At 41.8% G+C, this 18066-nt stretch carries 11 protein-coding genes, 1 tRNA gene and 2 pseudogenes; 6 read left to right on the top strand and 8 right to left on the bottom strand.

Translation table 11 applies throughout. The features are described 5' to 3' along the window. From LEP1GSC194_RS18325 to LEP1GSC194_RS18315, 3 genes are all read right to left on the bottom strand, one after another. Nucleotides 1-291: IS110 family transposase (locus LEP1GSC194_RS18325; protein WP_020774978.1), on the bottom strand; the 291-nt coding region annotated here is incomplete at its 3' end. A gap of 626 nt (nucleotides 292-917) precedes the next feature. Then, nucleotides 918-2396: an SBBP repeat beta-propeller lipoprotein, LipL53 family gene (locus LEP1GSC194_RS18320; protein ID WP_020774973.1), complete on the bottom strand. Its 1479-nt coding sequence runs from the start codon at nucleotides 2394-2396 to the stop codon at nucleotides 918-920. Between the two features lie 476 nt (nucleotides 2397-2872). Beyond that, nucleotides 2873-3397, bottom strand: a complete 525-nt coding sequence (locus LEP1GSC194_RS18315; RefSeq protein ID WP_020774956.1) for an LIC10415 family protein — start codon at nucleotides 3395-3397, stop codon at nucleotides 2873-2875. Here LEP1GSC194_RS18315 and LEP1GSC194_RS21800 point away from each other — a divergent pair. The 3 genes and pseudogenes from LEP1GSC194_RS21800 to rsmA all read left to right on the top strand — a co-directional run. Beyond that, a pseudogene (locus LEP1GSC194_RS21800) lies at nucleotides 3396-3596 on the top strand (hypothetical protein); the annotation flags it as partial. The gene LEP1GSC194_RS18315 and the pseudogene LEP1GSC194_RS21800 sit on opposite strands and share 2 nt — an antisense overlap. A gap of 34 nt (nucleotides 3597-3630) precedes the next feature. Further along, nucleotides 3631-5628: a ComEC/Rec2 family competence protein gene (locus LEP1GSC194_RS18310; RefSeq protein ID WP_020774969.1), complete on the top strand. Its 1998-nt coding sequence runs from the start codon at nucleotides 3631-3633 to the stop codon at nucleotides 5626-5628. Next, on the top strand, nucleotides 5591-6496 hold the full coding sequence (gene rsmA, locus LEP1GSC194_RS18305) for a 16S rRNA (adenine(1518)-N(6)/adenine(1519)-N(6))-dimethyltransferase RsmA (RefSeq protein ID WP_020774951.1): 906 nt from the start codon (nucleotides 5591-5593) through the stop codon (nucleotides 6494-6496). The genes LEP1GSC194_RS18310 and rsmA overlap by 38 nt, the downstream gene beginning before the upstream one ends. Here rsmA and LEP1GSC194_RS18300 read toward each other — a convergent pair whose 3' ends face one another. The 3 genes from LEP1GSC194_RS18300 to LEP1GSC194_RS18290 all read right to left on the bottom strand — a co-directional run bounded on the left by LEP1GSC194_RS18300 (nucleotide 6497) and on the right by LEP1GSC194_RS18290 (nucleotide 9839). Next, nucleotides 6497-8017: an HDOD domain-containing protein gene (locus LEP1GSC194_RS18300; RefSeq protein WP_020774974.1), complete on the bottom strand. Its 1521-nt coding sequence runs from the start codon at nucleotides 8015-8017 to the stop codon at nucleotides 6497-6499. Nucleotides 8018-8107: 90 nt separating this feature from the next. After that, nucleotides 8108-8932, bottom strand: a complete 825-nt coding sequence (locus LEP1GSC194_RS18295) for an ABC transporter permease (RefSeq protein WP_020774989.1) — start codon at nucleotides 8930-8932, stop codon at nucleotides 8108-8110. Further along, complete coding sequence (locus LEP1GSC194_RS18290; protein WP_020774979.1) at nucleotides 8925-9839, bottom strand: ABC transporter ATP-binding protein; 915 nt, start codon at nucleotides 9837-9839, stop codon at nucleotides 8925-8927. The genes LEP1GSC194_RS18295 and LEP1GSC194_RS18290 overlap by 8 nt, the downstream gene beginning before the upstream one ends. A gap of 209 nt (nucleotides 9840-10048) precedes the next feature. Here LEP1GSC194_RS18290 and sixA point away from each other — a divergent pair, with 209 nt between their 5' ends. Together sixA and LEP1GSC194_RS18280 are read left to right on the top strand one after the other, a co-directional pair. Continuing rightward, nucleotides 10049-10531 carry a phosphohistidine phosphatase SixA gene (sixA, locus tag LEP1GSC194_RS18285; RefSeq protein ID WP_020774990.1) on the top strand — a complete coding sequence of 161 codons (483 nt, stop codon included), beginning with the start codon at nucleotides 10049-10051 and terminating at the stop codon, nucleotides 10529-10531. 85 nt (nucleotides 10532-10616) lie between these two features. After that, a tRNA-Pro gene (locus tag LEP1GSC194_RS18280) sits at nucleotides 10617-10688 on the top strand. 27 nt (nucleotides 10689-10715) lie between these two features. Here LEP1GSC194_RS18280 and LEP1GSC194_RS18275 read toward each other — a convergent pair. After that, a pseudogene (locus LEP1GSC194_RS18275) lies at nucleotides 10716-12512 on the bottom strand (motility associated factor glycosyltransferase family protein); the annotation flags it as partial. Nucleotides 12513-12650: 138 nt separating this feature from the next. After that, nucleotides 12651-14459: a penicillin-binding protein gene (locus tag LEP1GSC194_RS18270; protein ID WP_020774977.1), complete on the bottom strand. Its 1809-nt coding sequence runs from the start codon at nucleotides 14457-14459 to the stop codon at nucleotides 12651-12653. An 801-nt stretch (nucleotides 14460-15260) separates the two neighbouring features. Here LEP1GSC194_RS18270 and colA point away from each other — a divergent pair. After that, the gene (gene colA / locus LEP1GSC194_RS18260; protein WP_020774959.1) at nucleotides 15261-17933 is read left to right on the top strand and encodes a collagenase ColA; all 2673 of its coding nucleotides are present in this window, start codon (nucleotides 15261-15263) and stop codon (nucleotides 17931-17933) included. The last annotated feature ends 133 nt before the right edge of the window (nucleotides 17934-18066 follow it).

Genomic DNA, 18066 nt, shown 5'->3' with positions numbered 1-18066 from the left:
CGTTTTGATTTTGTCCGAACTTTGTCTTGGGATCTTGCCCGGTGCTATCAATGTGCAATTCACTCCTAAGGAATTTAAATATCTGTAAAGTGGATACCCGGTTACTCCTGCTTCGTAACAACAATGTATTTCGTTCCATTCCGATTTCAGTTTGGTTACAAATTTTTTAATCTGAACCTCATTATGCTTTATCTGTTGTTCTTTCACCAGTTCCTTTGAATTGCTCGTTAAATACGCGATACTGATCGTTTCTTTGTGGACATCCATTCCTACATATACTTTTCTTTTCATTACGTTCCTTCTGTTGGTTTTCTTGTTTTGTGGTAAATGCTTCGCATCTAACCCACGGTTTTCAAGCCGAGAAGGGGCGCCATTTTGTCTAGTAAAAGAAGGAATAAAACGATAAATAACGTGAGTTCCGGCGGTTAAAAATCCGGGTGAATAAAAAACTCAATGCTACCCTGCCGAATGATCCATAGAGTGAGGCACCTATTTCGCGACCCGTAGGGAGCGAAATTGAGTTTTATTTCTCAATATTCAAAATCAGGGAAACTAAAACACAGAGATCTTCAATTAATCACTCTCTGAACTCAGTGAAACGCTCTCTATCATAACGTTACCACAAGTTGAGAAGGATTTTGGAAGAAGAAGGATCAAAAACGCACACGTTTCAAGTGGCGAGTGATTATATTTTAGGAATTAGGACTTTACATACATACAATAAAACGCAAGTGTTCCGACAAGAATGGAGTTTTTTACTTGCAAAAAGTATGATTTTCTGATAAAGAAAACCTCCCGAGTCCTCCGCCTCCTATTTCGCGATCCTTAGAAAGCGAAATAGGGTTTCTTCCCACCACCACATCAAAATCAATTGGGTAAAGTTTATCGCATAGAAACACTTTTAAATAAAAAACGATTCAATTAAATTTCATAAGGAAAAGGTCCCTGTTTCCCGTAACGGGAATTTCGTTTACGGCTCCGGTAGTCCATCCGGCGCAATAGAGGTTTCCTTCCAAGTCGATTTCGATTCCATTTCCGGACATACGAACCCCGGCAGTTCCGATTTGTCGCTTCCATTCGTTTTGACCGAAAGGATCGTATTTGGTTAGAAAAACATCCGCACTTCCTATCGAATTGTCGCCTTCATCCATTATATTTCCATTGCTCCAACCCGTTGTGAAAACGTTTCCGACTTTATCGGTTGCCATTGCCTGAATTACGGTATTTTTTCGACCGACGAATGGACCGAATTGTCTAACCCATTGTTGAACGCCGGATGAATTATATTTTACTAATGTTCCCAGAAAGCCGCTTCCGACCGCTTCGGGATCGAAATTTGCGTCGCTCGTTCCGCCTGCAAATACGTTTCCGGATAAATCGACAGCGACGGAATACGCCCCCATTCTTTTCGAAGCAACCCCGAGTTGAGCGAAAAATTGTCCATTGCCGTCTCCGTCGTATTTAAGGATAAAAAAGTTGTTATATCCTATGCCGGGAAACGACTCGGTCTCGAAGTTTGCGTTTCCGTAACCGACCATATAAATCCTACCCGTAACTTTGTCAAAGGCAACCCCCATCGGAAAGATAGCGGCGTCTCGGATGGAAAGCTGTTTGACCCAAAGCTGGTTTCCGTCGGTATCAAACTTGATGATAAACCCGTTGCCGTGTTTTTCGGCGCTACCGCCGAACGGCCCGTCTGAAGTTCCAACTATATAAGAATTTCCGAATGTATCCACCGCGATTTTTTCGGGAGAAACGTCATAATTTCTACCGGACGGTCCCGTTTGTTTTTTCCAGACTAAACTTCCGTCCGGAGCGAATTTAACCAAAAACAGATCCTTCTTTCCGCCTACGGGTACATCTTCGAAAACTCCGACGATAGAACCGGTTACGTAGGCGTTCCCGTTCCGATCGACCGCAAGTCCGCTAACGTTCAACGTCGTGCCGGGCGCTCCGACTTGTTTTGCCCAAATTGTTTTTTTTTGAGAGTCGTATTTTCCGAGAACCAAATCCCTAATTCCTTTAATCGAATTGTTCTGAGGTTCGTCCTGTAGTGGATCTCTGTCGATACCGGCATCGATATCCGCCGCGATATAAATGGAACCACCTCCATCGATTGCGAGTTTAGGGCGCATGGTTAAAACGGACGGAGATCCAATCATCAGAGTCCAATCTAAGTTTCCTAAATTTTCACGAAATAGGATTGAGTTTTGGCTCACAAAGAAATCTAAATTTTCGTTTTCATTTTCATTTTCATTTTTGTTTTCGCGAAAGCCGGGATCGCCGTTTTCTTGGAATAAGAGAAATGTCCATGAGTAATTGTTCGTTTTCGTATCGGAAGTAGGTGAACAAGCTTGAAGAAACAGTATAAAAAGAAGAATCAAAAAGCGGATCATAATCTTTTTTCCCCTTACGTCTGTCTTCGACTAAGGTGACCCTATTCTTTTGGAAAGAAATTTATAAGAGAATAGGGTATTTCACCCTATTGGAATCCGGAAGCAGCCATAATCAGTCCCACAAGTTGAGAAGGATTTTGGAAGAAGGATCAAAAACGCACACGTTTCAAATGTCGAGTGATTAGATTTTAGGGATTAGGACTTTACATACAATAAAACGCAAGTGTTCCGACAAGAATGAGGCTTTTTACTTGCAAATCGAGCGACCTTAAAAGCGAGATAACCGCCGGGAAGCGGCGGCTTCTTTGCGAAGCAAAGAAAGGGGACAGGTTTCTTATCTTCAGATCCGGGTAATTGGGGGGTTGGGTTATGGTAAAAAACCGGCGAAAATATACGTTATGCGTCTTTGGTAGGTTAGGATGAAGGGGGCCGGGCGGAGTAAAAACGGGAAGGGGCCGAGTTTTCCCGTTTTCTTATTATTCTTTAATCAGCCTCTCGATCGTTTTTTCCGAGAGTTGTTTCATCTGAACATTTTTGCCGGTAATCGTTTCCAAGGACTTGGAAAAGTTATCCCGATCTTTCAACATTCCGACGGAAAAAATGTTTTCAGATTCCACTTCTAAGTTACGGATCGCATCCGTAAGTTTGTTTTTCTTTTCTTGAATCTGCTCTTTCAAAACGGCTTGGTCGATATCCGGATTTTCCGCAAGTTCCCTAAACAAAGGAGTTTCACCGAACAGAATATTGATGAGCCCGCTGTTCGGAGTATTACCCTCGTTCAAAACGCCGAGTTTCATTTGTTCGCGGGTAAACTCGCCTTGAAGACTGGAAAGAGTTTCCTGAATTTTCAAATAACGAGAAGTGAGCCCGGAAGAAAATTCGGTTTTATCCAGACTTCCTCGTTCTGTTTGAGTAGACGCGGTTTTACCGCTAACGGAGGACCGTTTGTCGCGGATGAGTTTTTCCGCCGCGCCGATTAGATTTGTGAGTGGAACGTCCATGTTCTTTCCTCCTCTTCAGAATTCAGATCCGGAAAGAATACCGACTTGGTATAAACTTTAGGAGGGACTTCTTTCCGGAAATACCCTATGTCGCATCAAAGATCTTATTTCTGGGGACAATCTATACTAGATATCGGACGGTACACCGGAAAGAAATGAATTTTTTTCCGAAATTATAAAAAAAATTCAGTTTACCCTACTCTGTGCTAAACCGATCCGGAACCGCAAAGGGTATGGAAAAACATATCCGAAATTGGCTGCCTTGTTCCGCATTTTCAAAATTCGCTCTTGGAACGCTTACTGGAATCGTCATCGACTTAATTTTTCCGGGAACGGCGCTCCTCGGGATCGGAATCTGTATCGTCGCGTATTCGATCGGACAATTCCTAAAAAAACGATTTCAAATTTCCGAATATTTTATTTTTGGAATGCTTTTTCTCGCGTATGTTTCGTTCGTATTTCCGGAAAAATTTCAAAAAAGTCCGGAAAGAAAATCCTTCGGCGTTTCCAAAAAAAATCCGTTCGGAAAACCGGAAAAAATCTTCCAAGAAAAATTTAGAGAACAGGTTTTGCTCGAGTTAAAAGAAGCGGACCTGGAAAAAAATTCCGGTCGGGTCGCCTTGGGGCTTATCTTCGGAGAGGCGAAACAACTTTCCGGAGAATTTAAAACGAAAGCAAAAGAAGGAGGGATTCTTCATTTGTTTGCCGCCTCCGGATTACATCTCGGAATATTGATGGGGGTTCAGTTTCGACTCCTAAGTCTGATGCCGAGTTTGGGATATAACCTACCGAGAATCCTTCCGTTGTTTACCGGATTTCTATATCTTTCCGCCTTGGGTTATCCGGTTTCACTTGCAAGAGCCTGGATCTTTGCGGGAATGTTGTTGTTCCAAGGATTATTCTTTCGAAAATTACGGTCGGCCGATCTGCTACTGGGCTCCGCTTGGATCTTATGGATCGCGGACCCTCCTCGATTTTATACGGTTTCCTTTTGTCTTTCTTTCGGAGCCGTCGCCGGAATATTCTTTTTTTCTTATCCGATACAAATCGCGTGTAATTTTCTTTCGGACGAAAATCGCATATCTTCCTTCTTTAAGGAGAATCTGTCGATTTCATTTTCCGCAGGACTTGGAACGATGCCTGTGTTACTGTTTGCCTTCGGGTCTTTCAGTTTCGGATCGATTCTACTCAACCTGATCATGGTTCCTTTGGCGGGGATTCTGCTTCCGATTCTTTATCTTTCCCTGCTCGTACAAAAAACAAAACTGACCTTCCTCGCCGAACCGTTTTGGTCCATTACGGAATTCTTAATTCAAATTTTGATCCACTTGTCGGAAACGTTATCCAAACCTCTCGGTTTTTATAAGGAAATGGGAGACGCTACCTGGATCGGAATTTTCGGTTGGTTATTGTTGTGTTTTATAATATTCTTCTATTCTTATTTTATAGAGAAAAGCCGTTTACGACGGATTCGAAACTTTTCGGAGCCCTTCGAAAAACACAGATCTCCGATTTCAGGAAGCGAAGTTCCGAGTTTCTCCGAACTTTTCATAAAGAACGAAAACGCAGGATATTCCGGTACTTCGTCAAAAAAATCGGATACGATTTTTTGTGTTTTGTTTTTTGTTTCGATTTTCGGAATTCACGTCCTTCTCTACCAATCTCCGAATTTATTTCCTGTGACCGATCGAATCGTAAACAATCGGTTTTTCTTTCTTTTAAGGAACGGAGATTCCTTGATTTTTTCCGGAAAATGCAAATACGGAACCAAGGTGATCTCGAACGCGTTTCGAACTTCGAAAAAAATTTATTGCGATTCTACGTATAAACGCCCTCTGAAAAACGTATTCGTGGAACACGAGTCCTGTCTCACTTGGGCCTTTCAATGTTTGCAGGATCGACCGCAAATCGACGTCCTTTATTCCGGTCGAGACTTTGAACTCTGGAGTCGAGCGAGTCGGTTCCGGATTCTCAAATCGAATCCGATCCGCGAAATTTCCCTCTCGAACCAATCCAAAATTTTATTCTTTCATACAAAAAAGGATTCTCTCATCGAACTCGCTCAAAAAACGAAAACGGGCAGCGGCTGGATTCTTTTAGAAACTCCTTTCGGAAGCAGAGACGGTTCGGAAGTCTGGAATCAAAACCGAAAACTGCTTGGGCTTTCGGAGAGTTGGGTGTTTCTGGAAAAAGATGAGCTCCAGAGAATACCCATTTCGGAAAGTTTCTGAAATCCGAAAATTTCTGGAGTCGAAATCCTCGGCCCCTTTAAAAAAATGGGGACAGAACTTTTTAATCGATCCGAATGCGATCCAATCCATTCTTACTTGTCTGAATCCCGAAATCCTTTCGACGATCGATCGGATTTTGGAAATCGGACCGGGGCTCGGCGCGATCTCGCACGGATTGCTCGACTTTCAAAAACCGGTCACGTTATTCGAAATCGATCCGGTTTACGCAAATTGGCTCCGGGAATATCTTCCGGAATTCGAACTCAGGGAGGGCGACGCTCTGGATTTTTTAAACGAATACTCCGAAGAATCGGTTTATCTTTTTGGAAATCTTCCCTACTACATTTCTTCGGAGCTGACCTTAAACGCGGTTAAAAATTTAAAAGGACTCAAAGGCGCGACGTTTCTCGTACAAAAAGAGTTCGCAAAAAGAATTTCGAACGAACCTTCCTCGATTCAATTTTATCTTTCCGCGTACGGAAGTTGGAAATTAAAAAAAGACGTCAAGGCCGGAGCTTTTTATCCGAGACCGAACGTGGATTCTTCCATCTTAGAATATAAATCCTCTCCGGTATTTGAAAATCGATCCGGGTTTATCGCGCTCGAATGTCTTTGTAGAACCGCCTTCTGGGGAAAAAGAAAAAAATTGACTTCCTCGTTTCGGGACGCACCGATCGCGTCCCTTCCCGCGGAGGTTAGTTCCTCGGAAAATTTTTCGGAGGAAATCTTTCGTATCGAATGTTTTCGGGCCTTGGAAACCGCGGGGATAGATCCCGACAAAAGACCGGAAGAATTGAAACCTAAGGATTTCCACGAAGCCGCAAAATCGCTTTCCGTTTATATATCAAAAATACTGCATATATCTTAATCAGGATTTTTTGTCGAAGTCCTTGTATTCCTTAAGGGTTTTTTCCGTGAACTCTGTCAGCTCTTCCTCTTTTTTAAAATCGAAATGATGAAGAACGGCGGATTGTATCAGAGAATAATCCGAAAGACCTTGGGAAATGTCGATGATCATATCCGAAAGATAAATCGAAAATACGGGATCTTGAAATTCTTTCTTGACCAAAAGCGGTCTGTGATGCATTTCTGCTGCGACTCGAATCGTGTCCGAAAAATTCCACTTCTCGCAGACCATTCCTCCCAAAGTCGTATGAGAAATTCCTAATGCAGCTTCTTCCAAAGTCAACGGAGCGGGGAAAAGTCGATTTCCTAAAATTTCAGCGATTTTTGCGGAGATGTCGGGTTCGAGAGAAAGTAAAATCACCCGGCCCACGTCGTGTAACAAGGCCGCGCAGACCAGCACGGTGACGGTTTGTTTTTTCCAACCCATTCTTTCCCCGAGGCGTTTGCAGATAAACGCGGACAAACTGGATCTTTCCCAGATCGATTCGAACTCCTCGTATTTTTCTTCCAGAATCTTTTTAGTTCCCAAACTCAAAAGAATGCTGTTTAACTCGGAAAGACCGATAACTTTGATCGCATCCTCCAAATTTTCCACCCTCGTCCTTTGGGAAAACGAGGCGGAATTTGCCAATTTTAGAATATTCGTAGAAAGTGATACGTCTCGACCCACAAGTTCGGTGATGTTCTGGATCGAAGAATCCGGTTTGTTGATCAGACTCATAATCTGATTTACGTTGTCCGGAAACGTGGGAAGGGAATCCAATTCGGAAAGAACGTCCCCCGTTTTTTGAAGAATGATATTTCTTTTTTTAAATTCGAAAGGGATTTTGATATAGGCCGAAGTGACTCCTTCTTCCGATTTGATCCGATACGAATCTCCTTCGATCCCCTCGTTTCTCAACATCAGAAGCGACATCGCAAGTCCCAAACCGGCGCCTTCCGATTCGTCCCCGTGATTTTCGAAAACCTCGGAAAGATCGTTATACGAGTGCGCCTTCGAAATTCTTTCTTGAATCCTTTGATCCTCTTCGGGAAGAATACCGACATTGTTCGCAACCTTCAAAAGAAAACTATTCTGATTAAAGCCGAACGTGATAAGAACGTACAATCCGTTTTGTTCCACAAGATCGGTGTAAAGTTCCCTCTTGGAAATCAATTTCTCCTTGAACTTTTCCATCCCGATCACGTATTGATCCGGGTCTTTAATATCCAAACCCGCTTCCTTAAAAACCACCCTCTTTTGATTCGCCTTTACGGCGTTCATGATGGTCTCTCTTAAAATGGAAAAGATACATTCCCGAAGAGGTGCGATGTCCAAATACTGAAGATAACGATCCAGAAGAAAACCGATGATCTTATCGATGTGTCGGTCGAAATGAGTGATTCGTAAATAGAGCGGATTGAGAGACTCGATCGGTTCGTTCAGGTTTTTGACGGAGAGAAAATATCCCTCCTTTTCGTAATGAAACCATTGAATCTTCATGTGTAGACTTCCAAATTCCGTTCCGACCGTTTATCGACGATACGAGATAGAATTATGACTCTTTAAAGATTTGTCAACGGCACTTTACGTTTAGAGTTCTTTCCTGTCCAGAACAACTTTCACCAATCCGAAACAGAGAACGGTCCAGACCCCGATTTGAATGAGGGAATATTCTCCGTAGTAATGAACCTGCGAAAGACTCTTTGCAAGAAGAGAACTCGAAAAAAAGAATACCGTTCCTTCCTGAGGCAAAATCCAATAAACCGCTTCCAAGATCCTTTTTTTTAAATCCGAGGTTTGAACCATACTCGCCGCGGCGGACTCGTAGATGAACAGATCCAAGAAAGTGGAAAAAACAAGAAGTGCAAGTCCTCCGAAAAACGCGGCATTTTTACCGAAACCGAGAACCGCCACGAAACCGAAAAGGATCAGAAAGTAAAAAACGAAAAACATCGTAAGACAGGCTTTCAAAAGATCCCAGGAAAAGTTTCCTCCCCCGATCCACTGTTTAACGAGATACGTTCCGATCAGAAAAACTCCGTTTGCAAAAACGAGTAAAAGAACTCCCAGGGATTTTCCGCCGATATAAGCCAAAGGAGAAACGGGCCTTGAAAGAATCGAAATATAGGTTTTATTTTCCAACTCGTCCCCCAAAAGCGAAACGGGAAGGAACAAGGCCAGAACGGTGTTCCAAAAAGCGAAAAAAAGAAAAACTACGTAAATTTGAAAATCAGGATTTCCGGATTGATCCTGTCCGCCGATCTGAATCTGACAGGTGAAATTCAGAAATAAAAAAAGAGCGGATATTATAAAAATGAAATATACGATTCTTTTTCGAAGCGTTTCCCTCAGGGTCAGGAATGCGATCGAAAAAACTTTCGGAATCTGATCTTGAATCCAGGAAAGATTATTCATTGTTTCCTCCCGTGACTCTTAAAAAAACCTCTTCGAGGGACTCCGTGGTTCTTTCGTACATTAAGATATTCGCTCCTAGATTTACGAGTTCCGCGGGAATTTTTCTCGGATCGATTCCGTTTGCGGGAAGAAATTCGATCCGATTCTCCGTGATTTTTAGTTCGGAAGAAATTTTACGGACGTAGGAATCCAACTCGGAAGTCAACGATTCCACTTTGACGTGAATCCGATTTTTTCCTTCCTTCAAGGATTCCAAAGGTCCGATCGCCGCGAGTGTTCCCAAGTTGAGAATTCCGATTTCGTGACAGACCTTCTCCACTTCCAAAAGTCTATGAGAATTTAATAATACTGTTGTACCCTTAGTTTTATTTTCTTCCACGAGAGTTTCTCGGAAATCGATATAACCTTTCGGATCCAAACCGGAACCGGGTTCATCCAAGATCAAAAGTTCCGGATCGCCGATCAAAGCCGATGCAAGCCCGAGTCTTTGTAACATCCCTTTCGAATAACCGGAAACTTTTTTAGAGGACGCATCCGCGATGCCGGTCTTTTCCAAGAGGATCTTTGATTTTTCGCGGATGGAAGAACTTTTTATTCCGGCCAACTTTCCGCTGAAGGCTAAAAATTCCTCTCCCGTTAAAAATCCGGGGATGGAAATTTTTTCGGGAAGATAACCGATTTTTTGCCGCAAATGAGAAGAGAACGAAAGTCCGAATAAACGAAAGTCACCTTCGGTTTGTTTGGAGAACCCCATGAGGATTCGAACCAAACTCGTTTTTCCCGCGCCGTTCGGACCGAGAAGACCGAAAACGGAACCTTGGCGAACCCGAAAGGAAACGCCTTTGAGGGCGAATTGTTCCTTGTATTTTTTTCGAATGGAATCGATTTCAATTGCAAATTCAGACATACACTTTTCCTTGGAATCAGAGCCTTTTCCCCGAAGTAGAATCCACGTTCTTTATAAGGGATACGTGACGCGAAACTTTTATGAAAGAATTCGATTTTGTGACAAACTTGAAAAACATAAATTTATTGGACCTTTCCGATAAACGAAAGTTCCAACTAGAGAAGGCTCAATGATTTTCAGGAATCATTCCCTGTCAATTTCTAGAAAACATGAAGATTATTATTGCTAGACACGGGGAAGCGGAAACGACTTCCCAGGATGGAACCGATCGTTCAAGGCTTCTCACTTCTAAAGGGGAAACTGACGTACGAAAGATGGCGAACTTTTTTAAGATCGGTTTTAAGGTCACAAAGATCTATCATAGTCCGTACGAAAGAACTAAAAACACAGCAAAAATTTATACCGACATTCTTCATCCCGAACAGGAAACCGAGTCGTTGAATCATTTGGAAGCGGGACAGGACATGTCTCGGGTATGTCCGATGATTCGAGAATATTCCAACTCGGATACGATTCTTTTGGTGGGACATAGCCCGGACGTTTCCATCTTTGCCGAAAAACTTTTAGGAATCAGCGGAGTCGGAAAGAGTTTTCTTTTTTCTCCGGGCTCGGCCCTTGCAGTTAACGTGCCTCGCGAAAAATTTCACGACGGTCAAATCATCTGGTTTGTTTGTCCCGATTTTCTTTGCTAAGACCTTTTTCTCTCTTTAAAAACCTTCTTATTTTTTAAGTTTACAGAAGAGCCTTTTCGGAAATTCTTACTGTTATCAAAGGAATCGGGGTGTAGCGCAGTGGTAGCGCACTTCTCTGGGGGGGAAGGGGTCGCTGGTTCGAATCCAGTCACTCCGAGATTCCAAATGCCGTCTCAAAAATACGTTATTCGCGCTTCATCCGTTCGATCGATTTCAAAATCAACTTAGAATGGAGTTTACAAGCCTCTTCCAAACCTTGATACAAAAGAAGACTTTTTTTAGCGACTCCCAACCTTTCGTTTTTCTTCTCTTCCAAACTCAGTCCGCCTTCATAACCTTCCGTTATCATCAAAACGGTTCTTTGAATGCTCATTCCTAAAATTTCCGTGAGACCCTTACGGGAAGAAACCTCTTCGTCGATACGGTCCATCTCTTTTAAGTTTTTCAAAATCCGATCCTTAAAACGATCCTCCTCTTTTACGTGAGAATACAAAAGATCCGAAAGAATTCTTCCTCTCGTAACCTTCTCGGAAAATCTTTTTAATTGTTCGAACAAAACCATCAGTTCGGAGAGAATTTTTTTCCGAGGATCGGACTTCTCGGTGTTACCGACGACTTCTTGCGCCGCTTGAACGATTTCTTCCCGCTTTGATCGAACGAACTCAAAATCACATTCATTTTCCTGCATATATTTTGAAATGTCGATATTCGGAATTCCCTCCAAGACAACTCCGTCTTTTCCGAGATTGAACCAAGAACATTTTTTAGGATGTTCTTCGAACCATTTTTTGAAGATGAGAAGTTTTTCGTTGGTTCTAATTTCTCCGCCTCGGATCGAACGGGCGCGTTTCACCGGAAGGGCGGTCATCTGTTTATGATTATGATATTCTCTTCTGAGTTTTCTGGATTCGATATGATTGAGTCTTTCTTCCAAAACCGCGCCCTTACAATGCGCCAATTTATTCGGAAAGGAAAGATCCTGACCGACAAGAAGAACGTTTTTAGCTTCCATCTTTTCCGCGAGACTGACCGCGTTAGTCGAAACCGAACCTCCGAAGTCCAAGGTTCCGATCTCTTTTCCCGGCTCGGAAGAAAGAATCCTAATCAGAGGAAACGGAGAAGAAGTAAAAAAGCCTTTTTTAAATTCTCCTGGAAGCCGCAGAGAATGATACGAAGAAGTGGGATCAAAAACGATCCTGGCGTTGCCGTTATAACCTTCCAAGTATTTGGTATTGAGAGCCTGGGGGTCTACGGAAAAAACCAAATCCGGATCGATCCCCGCGTTCCAAAGAACCATAAGTGCGGTATCGACCGCGATGAGAATCAAATTCTCTCTGTAAGTTCGAATGTCCTCCAAAGAAAGAACCAAAGAAGGTCCCGCGCCGCAAACGAGTATGTCCGCTTTTCCCTTGCAAATTCCGAACAAGGAACCGATCGGTTGCATCCGTGAAAGTTCGGGAAGATTGGAAATAAAATTTCGAGTCCAGATTCTTTCAAAACGAGTCAGAGTGGAAATGTTTACGTCCTTCTTATGAAAAAATCCCTCCGAGATAAAACGCAGTTCCTCGTAAGAATCCTTTTTCCAACGATTACTTCCTCGATGCGGAATAAAACTGATCGGAAAACCGGAAATCCCGCGAAAGGCGGAATAAAGATCCTGTTCCAAAATCGGAGACAATAAAATTCTAAGTCTTCCGGATTCTAAAAACTCGGAGTAATCAAAAAGAGAAAGCGCATAACGTAGGACGGTCGGCTCGGCTTCCATCCAAACCGCCGTTACGTTCTTAAATTTTAAACTTTCCTGAACTACGTATCCGACTCCCGCTCCGAAAAAAAGAAATACCCTTTCCTCGTCCTCTTTTTTTAAACCTTCGAGAAGCCGTTTGGATTCCGTGATCGGGTCCACCAAACTATGTAGAGCGATTCCGTCGGCGACGATAACGGGATGTCCGATTTTGGAAATTTTGATTTCCATCGAAGAAGGAGACGAGGAAAAATCCGGACTCGACTTTAGGATTTTTTCGCCGATCGAAGGAACGGATACGGACAGACTTTTTAAATTTTTTTCAAGAACCGATCGATCCGGGATCAAATATATCATAATTTTAGAATATACTATTCATTTAAAATACAGATTTAGTCTTTCGTTTCCGATTTTTTTTCCCGGAGTCGGCTCCTGTTCGTAACAAAACCCGCTTCCATGAAACTTAACCGGAATTCCCAAAGGCCTCAGAATTTCCAGAGCTTCGCGTTTGCTCTTTCCGACTATATCCGGGATTTCTCCCGCGTTAGTCGCTCTTGTATTTTTTCTTTGAAAACGTTTGAGCGAAACGTTCAAGGTTCTTTCCCCTTGTTCGATAATCGGAATGATATTTTCCACAACGTCTTTGAAAACGGGCGCGGCCAATCCTCCGCCCGAATGGGTTCCACCCTTGGGTTCGTCGAAAAGAATCAGACCGACGATCTTAGGTCGTTCTGCGGGAAAAAATCCCAAAAAGGAAGCGGACCACAAACCTTCCACGTAACCTTTTCCGGAGACGGCTTTTTGTCCGGTTCCCGTTTTACCCGCGATCGAATATTCCTGGATATATGCGTTTTTTCCCGTTCCGGATTGAACCACTCTTGTCATCGCTTTGAGAATTCTTTCCGTAGTGTATTCGCGGATTCCGATCGGAGATTCCTGCGTTTTGAACTCGTGAAGAATTTCTCCGTAAGAATCGCTGAAGTGTGAAACCGCACGAGGAGTTAACATTCTCCCGCCGTTAACGACGGAAGCGGCGGAAGCCACCAACTGAATCGGAGTAACGGAAATCCCCTGTCCGATCGCCATGAACATGGAAGTTGCAGGAGTCCATTTTTTCAAAGGAGGAAAATAACCCACCGACTCGTTCGGCAAAAATCCGGTCTTTTCTCCGAACTGAAACTTTTTCATATAATCATAAAGTAATGTTTCCGGAATTTTCTGAGCGGCTTTGATGATTCCCACGTTGCAGGAATACTGAAGAATCTCTTCGAGATTCAGATGTCCGTGAGCTTCCGTACATTTGATTTTTGTCTTACCGAGTTCCACGTAACCGGGACAATGAAACTTCTCGTCCGGACGTATTAGGTTTTCATTAAATAGAACGGAAGCCAGAAAAATTTTCATCGTGGAACCGGGCTCGTAGACGTGACGGATCGCCCAGTTTGTATGAGAATCCTCTCCCGATTCGTTGTATTGATTGGGATCGAACGTGGGAAAGGAAGCGGAAGCCAGGATCTTTCCGGTGTTGATATCCATCAAAATCCCGATGGCCTTTTTCGATCCGGTTTCCTCGAATCGTTTACCCAGAGCCTTTTCCAGTTTATACTGAATCAAACCGTCTATCGTCAGATGGAGATTACTTCCTCTCGAAGAATCAGATTCGGTCGGAGTCATTAAGTCCTGATTGTATTGAAGTTCCAGACCGGAAATCGCACGGTCGTCGTCCATTCCCGTAAAACCGACGAGACTGGACGCGAGATTTCCGTGCGGATAAACGCGCTTGTATTCTCTTTCTCTTCTCACGCCCGGAAGAGAAAGATCCATGATCTTGTTTCCGAGAGATTCGTCGATTTCCCGTTTGAGCAAAAAGTAACGACTTTTTTCCCGAATCATGGATTCGATTTTATCGGAAGACATTTCGAGATAAGGCGCCAATTGGACCGCGGTAAAATTCGGGTCGTAGATGTTTGCGGGATAAATTCCGATCGTCGCGGAATCTACGGTCATCGCGAGTTCGATTCCTCTTCGATCGTAGATCGCGCCGCGCATGATTCTATCTCCGGTTTTTAAAACGACTTCTCTTTCGTTTAGGAAAGTAAGAAAGACAACTCTTCCGACGAGAACGCAGAAAAGAATACAGAGGAAAGAGAACAGAATCGTGAGTCTGGTTTTTCGGGAATTCATCCTATACTTATAGATCGTCCGATGTGCGGATTTCGGAAAGTCTTGTTTTCGATGATTCCAAATTCTGTTCCCTTATTTTTCTAAAGGAACCGCTAAAAACCGATCTTTGGATCTATATCTAGGCCGAAAAACGTTCTATTGGTCCCTCGCGAAACCTTCTGAAATGGAAGATCTCCCTTTTCGGAAATAATTTTTCTAAATCAGAAAAAGTGGGAACTCACACTCTTTAGAACTCAATATTGAACTTTTCCAAGGATTTCACGATGAGAAAGACGTTTTTTAAAGTGTCTTCAACTTTTTTAATGAATCGTTTGAATATCGTTTATCTTTCTCAGATTACAACGTTAAGCGAAATGGGAGTATTTACTTATGAAGGCGTTATTATAAGTAAAGTGGTACTTACTAAGACTTCGCTTTAGAAAAATAATAGAGTTTTTGAAAAATTCCATAGTGGAGTTTAACAAAACCGCTTCAATCGTCCATTTCAATGAAACGGATGGAGAATTAATTTTTCAACAGCCCAAATAATGATTTCACGAAATATGGCTACTTCGTTTTACCCGAAAAGGAAGTATGTCTTTTCAGCAAATCAAAAAGATTATTCTAAATTTTCTTTTTCAAATCTCCACCATTACATTCATAAAGTATACTACTCTATCTTAAATAGAATACGGACCTTACCGTTTTATCATATACCTAATCATCTTTCTTTTACGAAAACTATGAAATAATTTTTTTCTAAAAATTTTGAAAATATTTTAATCACGAATGTTTTAAAGGAAATTAGGGGAAAATATAAAAGTGATAAAAAGTATAAGATGTAAGATGTTGCTGACCTTTAGCATGATTCTCATTTCGTTATTAGGATGTGGTAAACAAAATGGCGGTTCAAAGAATGATCGTAGTTTTTGGGCTACTTTGTTGGGAACAACTACACAACCTACAATGAAATCGGTGACGAGAAGCGTTGCTTCGTTAAACGAACCGATCGGCCTTAGATCTGCTGAAGTAGAAAGTGAAAATAAGCAAGACTTTGACACAAGAATGGATTCAAAAAAAAGAATTCTCATTCCGGCGGTTGAATTTTCCAAACCCGATGATTTTTCAAAAAAAGCCGTACAAAGCATAATCCTTTCAGAATGTACCGGAAGTTTCGTTGCTAATTTACAACCGGATCAGTTTGCTACATTCTTGAGGACACACGATCTCGATTGTATAGATAATTTTGTCTGGACCTATGATCAGTATTCAAATTCGATTTATTCTCAAGCGAATATGCTTGAGGTAGTGAAACAATTTAGCGATCTTGTTCCTTCTTACGATGGTACGAATGATTTAAAGTTTTTGCAATTGTACAGAATATTTTGGGCCGGATTCTATTTAAAATTCTACTATCCGTCCCTTCCATTTGATCGAAATCAAATCTCACAAGCTTTGATCAATCCGTTGCAGACTTTTGGAAATAGCGGCAATTTCTTAGATGGAACCGAGGAAGCCGGAGAAATTTTATATTCCTTTTTTGTAACGGCGAATAACGCGGAAATTGGAGATGCGGTTTATTCTAGTATTGTCGCGTTTCTTGAAATCGCTTTAAGCGATCAGCAGAGATTGACTAATAGTTTTTGGCAGAACAATGCTTTGTTTGCTGTTTTCAGTTTAATAACTCGTGAGACTCACCCTAATTCCCCTCAATTTCTAGCGAGTATTGACGCTTTATTAATTGAGAGACTATCAGGGCTTGCTCTGAATACGAGTTTCAACACGGATTCCCAAATTTGGATCATCAGTACCGCGATCTACAGTTTAAATAATATCTATCTTTATCTTCCTGTTTGGCGACCGAAGATTACATTGGCTTTGACTGATGTTCTAAACATATATCCATATCTTTCGGAACCATATCTTTGGGCGGTCAAAGGAGTGACTCAAAATTCAGATTGTGTGAATTTAAGCATTGGACAGATTTGTTTGAGTACAACCAAAAATTCCGTCAGGGCTGTGGCTTTTCCGAATGCTTATCCTTTTGATGACGGTATTCAAGTTGTCTACACACCTCTATCGCTCGGATCGATTCAACTTCTCTATCACGCTCTCAAACAAGTTGAATCCCAATTTTTTCGCTTGGTAGAAATTCTCGCCCCTGTGTCCGGAGATCCAACGGATACTATTTCAATGTACGTATATGGATCTTTACGAGATTATCGAGTTTATCATCCTTTTCTATTCGATCTTGATACAAACAACGGCGGAATTTATATAGAAAAAGATAAATCGTTTTATACCTATCAGCGTACTGCTTCGGAAAGCATTTACACCCTTGAAGAATTGTTACGTCATGAATACGTTCATTATCTTGTAGGGAGATTTATAATTCCCGGCATGTGGGGCCAGACTCCATCCTATGCAAATGAAAGATTGACTTGGTTCGACGAAGGAATCGCTGAATTTTTAGCCGGTGGCACTCAAAAAGAAATTAGACCGCGTAAAACCTTGGTCTCTCAAATCCAATATGACGGTCCTTCTAGGATGAACGTTTCGCAGATTGTAACTGCTCATTATGGGGATTTTAAATTCTATCGATATGCGGGTAATTTTTTTCATTATCTGTATACCTATAAAAAAGATACTTTGAGAGATCTGATACGGGCATTACGTGATTCTAATATTCAAGCATTTGATTCTTTGGTTGCTCAAATGTCTCAGGATACGTCTCTCAATACTTCGTATCAGTCTTATTTGGACTCTTTAGTTTCGAATGTAAGTACGCTCACTAACCCAGTGACCGTAGCGCCAAATTTAGAAAATTTGTCTACCAATGATCCAGCTGTCATTCAATCGATTTTTAGAACGACTTCCACCGGATACATGGCAAAGTGTACGACTGCGTCATTTCGGATGAACGGTCGTTTTTCTTGCCGAGGTATGATGAGTGGAAGTCTTCGTTCGAGTCCGGATTGGATTGTCGCTTGGTCTGAATTCAATTCAGGAATTAACAGTTTGATTTCAACTCTGGAAACCAATGCAGTGAACAATTTTGGAAGTATGAATTGTAAAATGGGAGAGATTTATTTTAATAAATATTCGAATCAATTTTATCCTTCGGCGCTTTATTCTTGTGAAGGGCCGTTAGCATTCCAAACGCCGATCTTTTATTCGCATCCAGTGCAAGATCAATTGGATTTTCGAGATACAACATTCGGTATAAATTCCACTTGTTTCACGAATCCAATTCCGACATTGGGAACGATTTGTAACTCTTCGATTGCCACAATTTCGTTTCCAAAAACTGCGACGTATGACGAAATGTATCAGTTTTTAAACTGGCAATTCAACGATTTGAAATCGGAAGTCTTTCTCATGAGGCCTTCCCTTTATAAACGAATTAACTGTGGTTTAAGTTCTATTACGACAGTCGTCGTTAATCAGACGACCGGTGATAAGTACCTATCTGCAACTTCGACTTGTAGTCTCTAAATAACTTCAGTTTCTTCATTCAAATTATTTTTGAATGAAGAAACTACCTTGTTTAAAATTGTATTTTTTGAATGTTGCTGAGATAACATATGACCTCTTATCTTTTGGATATGGAGGTTATTGAGTTTGGTTT

The sequence above is a fragment of the Leptospira alstonii serovar Sichuan str. 79601 genome, from assembly GCF_000347175.1.
GTDB classification, from domain to species: domain Bacteria; phylum Spirochaetota; class Leptospiria; order Leptospirales; family Leptospiraceae; genus Leptospira; species Leptospira alstonii.
The sequence above is the reverse complement of the archived record's forward strand: the minus strand, read 5'-3'. Positions and strand labels throughout refer to the sequence as shown.

Bases quoted from the DNA above. Each gene is read 5' to 3' on its own strand.
- LEP1GSC194_RS18270 (WP_020774977.1), bottom strand. From the start codon at position 14,459: ATGAATTCCCGAAAAACCAGACTCACGATTCTGTTCTCTTTCCTCTGT.
- LEP1GSC194_RS18300 (WP_020774974.1), bottom strand. From the start codon at position 8,017: ATGAAGATTCAATGGTTTCATTACGAAAAGGAGGGATATTTTCTCTCC.
- rsmA (WP_020774951.1), top strand. From the start codon at position 5,591: ATGAGCTCCAGAGAATACCCATTTCGGAAAGTTTCTGAAATCCGAAAA.
- LEP1GSC194_RS18315 (WP_020774956.1), bottom strand. From the start codon at position 3,397: ATGGACGTTCCACTCACAAATCTAATCGGCGCGGCGGAAAAACTCATC.
- LEP1GSC194_RS18295 (WP_020774989.1), bottom strand. From the start codon at position 8,932: ATGAATAATCTTTCCTGGATTCAAGATCAGATTCCGAAAGTTTTTTCG.
- LEP1GSC194_RS18290 (WP_020774979.1), bottom strand. From the start codon at position 9,839: ATGTCTGAATTTGCAATTGAAATCGATTCCATTCGAAAAAAATACAAG.
- LEP1GSC194_RS18320 (WP_020774973.1), bottom strand. From the start codon at position 2,396: ATGATCCGCTTTTTGATTCTTCTTTTTATACTGTTTCTTCAAGCTTGT.
- sixA (WP_020774990.1), top strand. From the start codon at position 10,049: ATGAAGATTATTATTGCTAGACACGGGGAAGCGGAAACGACTTCCCAG.
- LEP1GSC194_RS18310 (WP_020774969.1), top strand. From the start codon at position 3,631: ATGGAAAAACATATCCGAAATTGGCTGCCTTGTTCCGCATTTTCAAAA.